This is a genomic window from Enterobacter cloacae complex sp. 6730903 (assembly GCF_048283985.1).
Classification (GTDB): domain Bacteria; phylum Pseudomonadota; class Gammaproteobacteria; order Enterobacterales; family Enterobacteriaceae; genus Enterobacter; species Enterobacter hormaechei_C.
On sequence record NZ_JBLVXX010000088.1, the window covers coordinates 1 to 6,330 of the forward strand.

A 6,330-nucleotide genomic window follows, 5' to 3' on the forward strand; every position below is an offset into this window, starting at 1 on the left:
TTTTTATACGGATAATCAAATACTTACTCCGCTTTTGCTGTAAAACCATACACACTGCGGGCCTATAAGCCAGGCGAGATATGATCTATATCAATTTCTCTTCTATAATGCTTTGTTAGTATCTCGTCGCCGACTTAATAAAGAGAGAGTTAGTGTGAAAGCTGACAACCCTTTTGATCTATTACTCCCCGCTGCGATGGCGAAAGTTGCCGAAGAAGCGGGTGTCTACAAAGCCACGAAACATCCGATGACGACGTTCTTTCTGGCCATTACGGCTGGGGTGTTCATCTCCATCGCTTTCGTCTTCTATATCACAGCCACCACCGGCACAGCCGGGATGCCTTTCGGCATAGCGAAACTGATTGGTGGTATTTGCTTCTCACTGGGCCTGATTCTCTGCGTCATCTGCGGCGCCGACCTCTTCACCTCAACGGTGCTGATTGTGGTGGCAAAAGCCAGCGGAAGAATTACCTGGGGTCAACTGGGGCGCAACTGGCTCAACGTTTACGTTGGCAACCTGATTGGCTGTCTGCTCTTTGTTCTGTTGATGTGGCTTTCTGGCGAGTACATGACCGCCAACGGCGGCTGGGGGCTTAACGTCCTGCAAACCGCCGACCACAAAATGCACCATACATTTATCGAAGCCGTTGCTCTCGGCATCCTCGCAAACCTGATGGTCTGCCTGGCGGTCTGGATGAGCTACTCTGGTCGTAGCCTGATGGATAAAGCCATGATTATGGTTCTGCCGGTTGCGATGTTTGTTGCCAGCGGCTTTGAGCACAGTATTGCGAATATGTTCATGATCCCGATGGGGATTGTTATCCGCAACTTTGCAAGCCCGGAGTTCTGGACTGCTGTAGGTTCAACCCCGGAAAGTTTTTCACACCTGACTATTATGAACTTTATTACTGATAACCTGATCCCCGTCACTATCGGGAACATTATCGGTGGGGGTCTGTTAGTTGGGTTGACATACTGGGTCATTTACCTGCGTGGCGGCGATCATCATTAATGGTTGTCTCAGGCAGTAAATAAAAAATCCACTTAAGAAGGTAGGTGTTACATGTCCGAGCTTAATGAAAAGTTAGCCACAGCCTGGGAAGGTTTTACGAAAGGTGACTGGCAGAATGAAGTCAACGTCCGTGACTTCATTCAGAAAAACTATACCCCGTATGAAGGTGACGAATCCTTCCTGGCTGGTGCGACTGACGCAACCACCAAGCTGTGGGACAGCGTAATGGAAGGCGTTAAACTGGAAAACCGCACTCACGCGCCAGTTGATTTTGACACCTCCGTTGCTTCTACCATCACTTCTCACGATGCTGGCTACATCAACAAAGCCCTTGAGAAAATCGTTGGTCTGCAAACTGAAGCACCACTGAAACGGGCAATCATCCCGTTCGGTGGTATCAAAATGGTTGAAGGTTCCTGCAAAGCGTATAACCGCGAGCTGGACCCAATGCTGAAAAAAATCTTCACCGAATACCGCAAAACCCATAACCAGGGCGTATTCGATGTTTACACCAAAGACATTCTGAACTGCCGTAAATCTGGCGTTCTGACTGGTCTGCCAGATGCCTATGGCCGTGGCCGTATCATCGGTGACTACCGTCGCGTTGCGCTGTACGGTATCGACTTCCTGATGAAAGACAAATACGCGCAGTTCGTCTCTCTCCAGTCTGACCTGGAAAACGGCGTAAACCTGGAAGCGACTATCCGTCTGCGTGAAGAGATCGCTGAACAGCACCGTGCGCTGGGTCAGATCAAAGAGATGGCGGCTAAATACGGCTGCGATATCTCTGGTCCTGCTACCAATGCTCAGGAAGCTATCCAGTGGACCTACTTCGGCTACCTGGCCGCTGTTAAGTCTCAGAACGGTGCAGCAATGTCCTTCGGCCGCGTATCCACCTTCCTGGATGCGTACATCGAACGTGACCTGAAAGCAGGCAAAATCACTGAACAAGACGCTCAGGAAATGATTGACCACCTGGTCATGAAACTGCGTATGGTTCGCTTCCTGCGTACCCCAGAATATGATGAGCTGTTCTCTGGTGACCCAATCTGGGCAACCGAATCTATCGGCGGTATGGGCGTAGATGGCCGTACTCTGGTAACCAAAAACAGCTTCCGCTTCCTGAACACCCTGTACACCATGGGTCCTTCTCCGGAGCCGAACATCACCGTTCTGTGGTCTGAAAAACTGCCTCTGAACTTCAAGAAATTCGCCGCTAAAGTGTCCATCGACACCTCTTCTCTGCAATATGAGAACGATGACCTGATGCGTCCTGACTTTAACAACGATGACTACGCTATCGCTTGCTGCGTAAGTCCAATGGTTGTTGGTAAGCAAATGCAGTTCTTCGGTGCGCGTGCAAACCTGGCGAAAACCATGCTGTACGCAATCAACGGCGGCGTTGATGAAAAACTGAAAATGCAGGTTGGTCCTAAGTCTGAACCGATCAAAGGCGACGTGCTGAACTATGATGAAGTCATGGACCGCATGGACCACTTCATGGACTGGCTGGCTAAACAGTACGTGACCGCGCTGAACGTTATCCACTACATGCACGACAAGTACAGCTACGAAGCCTCTCTGATGGCGCTGCACGACCGTGACGTCGTTCGCACCATGGCGTGTGGTATCGCAGGTCTGTCCGTTGCTGCTGACTCCCTGTCTGCAATCAAATATGCGAAAGTTAAACCAATTCGTGACGAAGATGGTCTGGCTATCGACTTCGAAATCGAAGGCGAATATCCGCAGTTTGGTAACAACGACGCTCGCGTTGATGACATGGCGGTTGACCTGGTAGAACGTTTCATGAAGAAAATTCAGAAACTCACTACCTATCGTAACGCTATCCCGACTCAGTCTGTTCTGACCATCACCTCTAACGTTGTGTATGGTAAGAAAACCGGTAACACCCCAGACGGTCGTCGTGCTGGCGCGCCATTCGGCCCAGGTGCTAACCCAATGCACGGTCGTGACCAGAAAGGTGCGGTTGCCTCTCTGACCTCCGTTGCTAAACTGCCGTTTGCTTACGCGAAAGATGGTATCTCTTACACCTTCTCTATCGTGCCAAACGCGCTGGGTAAAGACGACGAAGTGCGTAAAACTAACCTCGCGGGTCTGATGGATGGTTACTTCCACCACGAAGCGTCCATCGAAGGTGGTCAGCACCTGAACGTGAACGTGATGAACCGTGAAATGCTGCTCGACGCGATGGAACATCCTGAGAAGTATCCTCAGCTGACCATCCGCGTATCTGGCTACGCAGTACGTTTTAACTCCCTGACGAAAGAACAGCAGCAGGACGTTATTACCCGTACTTTCACTCAGTCAATGTAAGTGGAATTGACTGAAATCACGCGTTAAAAAGCGTACAATAAAGGCTCCACGCAAGTGGGGCCTTTTTAACACCCTCGCTTCATCAGTCTCTTTTGTCCGCTATCTATACTTAATGGATAACAGCCAAAACAGACTCGACATAGCCTTTGAGCTGTGCATCTACATAGGCCCCCGGATGGGCCAAATTCGGAGATATCACCGCAATGTCAATTATTGGTCGCATTCACTCCTTTGAATCCTGTGGCACCGTCGATGGCCCGGGAATCCGCTTTATCACTTTCTTCCAGGGCTGCCTGATGCGCTGCCTGTACTGCCATAACCGTGACACCTGGGACACCCATGGCGGTAAAGAAGTCACCGTTGAAGATCTGATGAAAGAGGTGGTGACCTATCGCCACTTCATGAACGCGTCCGGCGGTGGCGTGACGGCATCCGGCGGTGAGGCCATTCTTCAGGCTGAATTTGTGCGCGACTGGTTCCGCGCTTGCCACAAAGAAGGCATTCATACCTGCCTCGACACCAACGGCTTTGTGCGCCGTTACGATCCGGTTATTGATGAACTGCTTGAAGTGACCGATCTGGTCATGCTCGATCTCAAGCAGATGAACGATGAGATCCACCAGAATCTGGTTGGCGTTTCAAACCACCGTACCCTGGAATTTGCCAAATACATTGCCAACAAAGGCGTCAAGACCTGGATCCGCTACGTGGTGGTGCCGGGCTGGTCAGATGATGATGACTCTGCACATCGTCTGGGTGAATTTACCCGGGATATGGGTAACGTGGAGAAAATCGAACTCCTGCCCTATCACGAGCTGGGTAAACATAAATGGGTGGCGATGGGTGAAGAGTACAAGCTCGATGGCGTGAAGCCGCCGAAAAAAGAGACGATGGAACGCGTCAAAGGTATTCTTGAGCAGTATGGCCATAAGGTCATGTATTAACGAAAAGGCCCGGTGAGAACCGGGCCTTTTTATATTCTATTTAAAGACGCCGTTAATAACGGAAGTCACAATCGCCGTACTCAGCGCAATTAAGACCAGGTCGTCACCTACCACGCGCCATTCATAGCCCGGATAGGAAGGAAGCTGACCCAGCATATCGGCTGGCACGGTTTTCTTCGCAATGCCCGGAGGCAGTGGCTTACCGCGCGCGAGGTTTTTCGCAATACCCGGAGGCAGAGAGTCATAGCCCGTTAAGCCGTAATTCAGTGCCAGATGGCGGGCATGATCGAAGCTCACGCGAGCATCCACGTCATTACCGACATCTTTGCTGTTTTTAAAGCTCTTATCCGATTTCCCAGGGTTATCCTGACCGTTATTGTGCTTATTACCATGGTTACCAGAGTTCCCGTTACCATGATTGCCGCTATTACCTTGTCCGCCACCGTTTCCGTGACCACCGCCATTCCCGTTTCCAGGATTAGCCATGGCCGGAGCCGTTGCAAACGTTAAAGCCAACACTACGGCAAGTGCGGTAGTGGAAAAACGACGAGTAGACATGATGGCTGCCTTTTAGTGGGAGAACTCATTGGAATTATCGCCAGGCAGTAAAAACTCACAATAAGTAAAAGTCTTATATGTGACAGGGACAAAAAAGCCTGTCATCGACAGGCTTTTAATAAATCAGGCATGGGCCACTGGCGTTGGATGTTCGCCCACTTTGCGCAGCAGCATTAGCAGATAAATAAACGACACGCTGGCGATCATGATAAACAGCAGATTATCAGAATAATTTTGCATGAGCATAGCGGTAAACGTCGGCCCCAGTAAACTGCCGATGGTGTAACTCAGCAACAAAGCCTGGTTCATCGCCACCAGCTGGTGATGCTCAACTTTCTCACAGGCCCAGGCCATCGCGACCGGATAGAGCGTAAAGCCCGCAGCCCCCAGAATGAACAGCGCAGGCGCCATCGCAGCGTTGCTGAGCATGGCGAGACAGCCCATGATGACCACGAAGACCTGAACGCGCAGCACCAGCAGACGACCAAAGCGGTCCGCCAGGCGGCCAATCGGCCACTGGCCGACAATCCCCGCGCTGACCATCACCGCCATCCAGAAACCGATCCCGGAATCACTGACGCCCTGATGGTTAAGATAGAGCGGCATCAGGCCATAGAGCGAGCCCAGCACAATCCCGGAAATAATGCAGCCGTTAACCCCCAGACGCGCCTGGCGCAGTCTCAGCATCGGCCAGACGTGGGTGGCTTCCTGATGTTCGCTGTTTTGATTCACAATGCGGGTAAAGAGCAGCGGCAGGATCGCCGCGAGCACCATGCCCGTCACCCACGGCAGCACGCTCATCAGGTCGGTTGGCAGTTTGCTGACCATCAGCTGTCCCAGAACGGTACCGACGTAGTAAACCATCATATAGGCCGCCAGCAGACGCCCGCGATTACGGGACGTGCCGCTGCACATCAGCGCACTTTCAACCACCACCCAGATCATGGCGCAGCCGACGCCCGCAATAAAGCGCCAGACCATCCAGCTCCAGAAGCCGACCATGAGTCCTAAACCGGCGCAGCCGACGGCAAAGATCAGCGACGCCAGATAATAACTGCGGTTAAAACCAAAGCGCTTAATAAGGCTGCCCGTTAATAAGGTGCCCAGCAGATTGCCCGTAAAAAAGGACGAGCTAACCATACCCACCTGCCAGGTCGGTAAGTTTTCATGGGCGAGCCATAGCGGGACGAGTGTGTTTAACACCGCGATCGCCAGGGTCAGCAAAAGCAGGCCACAGAGCAACAAAAGCACCGGGCGGGTATAGGTGGTCATGGATTAAAAACCGTGAGGAAGTTCAGATTTCGTGCGCATCATGCCACTGGCAAAAACAAAGTCAATCTACCGTTTCAGGCGTCACGCATGTTATGCGCCTTGTCGATTTAAAAAACTCATCCTGCTAATGCAAAGCCTGCTACTGATATTAATTATCTATTTGTTTTTATTTATTTCCGGGAATTTTTACAACGAAACATCAGTCGAAAA

At 51.3% G+C, this 6,330-nt stretch carries 5 protein-coding genes; 3 read left to right on the forward strand and 2 right to left on the reverse strand.

The annotated features are described in order from the left end of the window. Nucleotides 1-154: 154 nt before the first annotated feature. The 3 genes from focA (at nt 155) to pflA (ending at nt 4,290) form a co-directional block, all read left to right on the forward strand. Nucleotides 155-1,012, forward strand: coding sequence for a formate transporter FocA (gene focA, locus ACNQ0W_RS24455; protein ID WP_017384832.1), 858 nt, complete (start codon nt 155-157; stop codon nt 1,010-1,012). A 51-nt stretch (nt 1,013-1,063) separates the two neighbouring features. Continuing rightward, complete coding sequence (pflB, locus tag ACNQ0W_RS24460) at nt 1,064-3,346, forward strand: formate C-acetyltransferase (RefSeq protein WP_003858247.1); 2,283 nt, start codon at nt 1,064-1,066, stop codon at nt 3,344-3,346. A gap of 203 nt (nt 3,347-3,549) precedes the next feature. Further along, nucleotides 3,550-4,290 carry a pyruvate formate lyase 1-activating protein gene (gene pflA / locus ACNQ0W_RS24465; RefSeq protein WP_003858250.1) on the forward strand — a complete coding sequence of 247 codons (741 nt, stop codon included), beginning with the start codon at nt 3,550-3,552 and terminating at the stop codon, nt 4,288-4,290. A 36-nt stretch (nt 4,291-4,326) separates the two neighbouring features. On the opposite strand, the gene ACNQ0W_RS24470 is transcribed toward pflA, so the two are convergent. Both ACNQ0W_RS24470 and ACNQ0W_RS24475 read right to left on the reverse strand, forming a co-directional pair. Beyond that, entirely contained in the window at nt 4,327-4,848 is a 522-nt protein-coding gene (locus ACNQ0W_RS24470) for an anti-virulence regulator CigR family protein (protein ID WP_022650721.1), read from the reverse strand. A 123-nt stretch (nt 4,849-4,971) separates the two neighbouring features. Beyond that, on the reverse strand, nt 4,972-6,120 hold the full coding sequence (locus tag ACNQ0W_RS24475; RefSeq protein ID WP_003858254.1) for an MFS transporter: 1,149 nt from the start codon (nt 6,118-6,120) through the stop codon (nt 4,972-4,974). Between the last annotated feature and the right edge of the window lie 210 nt (nt 6,121-6,330).

Coding starts and splice junctions, on each gene's coding strand:
- ACNQ0W_RS24470 (WP_022650721.1), bottom strand. CDS start 4,848: ATGTCTACTCGTCGTTTTTCCACTACCGCACTTGCCGTAGTGTTGGCT.
- pflA (WP_003858250.1), top strand. CDS start 3,550: ATGTCAATTATTGGTCGCATTCACTCCTTTGAATCCTGTGGCACCGTC.
- ACNQ0W_RS24475 (WP_003858254.1), bottom strand. CDS start 6,120: ATGACCACCTATACCCGCCCGGTGCTTTTGTTGCTCTGTGGCCTGCTT.
- pflB (WP_003858247.1), top strand. CDS start 1,064: ATGTCCGAGCTTAATGAAAAGTTAGCCACAGCCTGGGAAGGTTTTACG.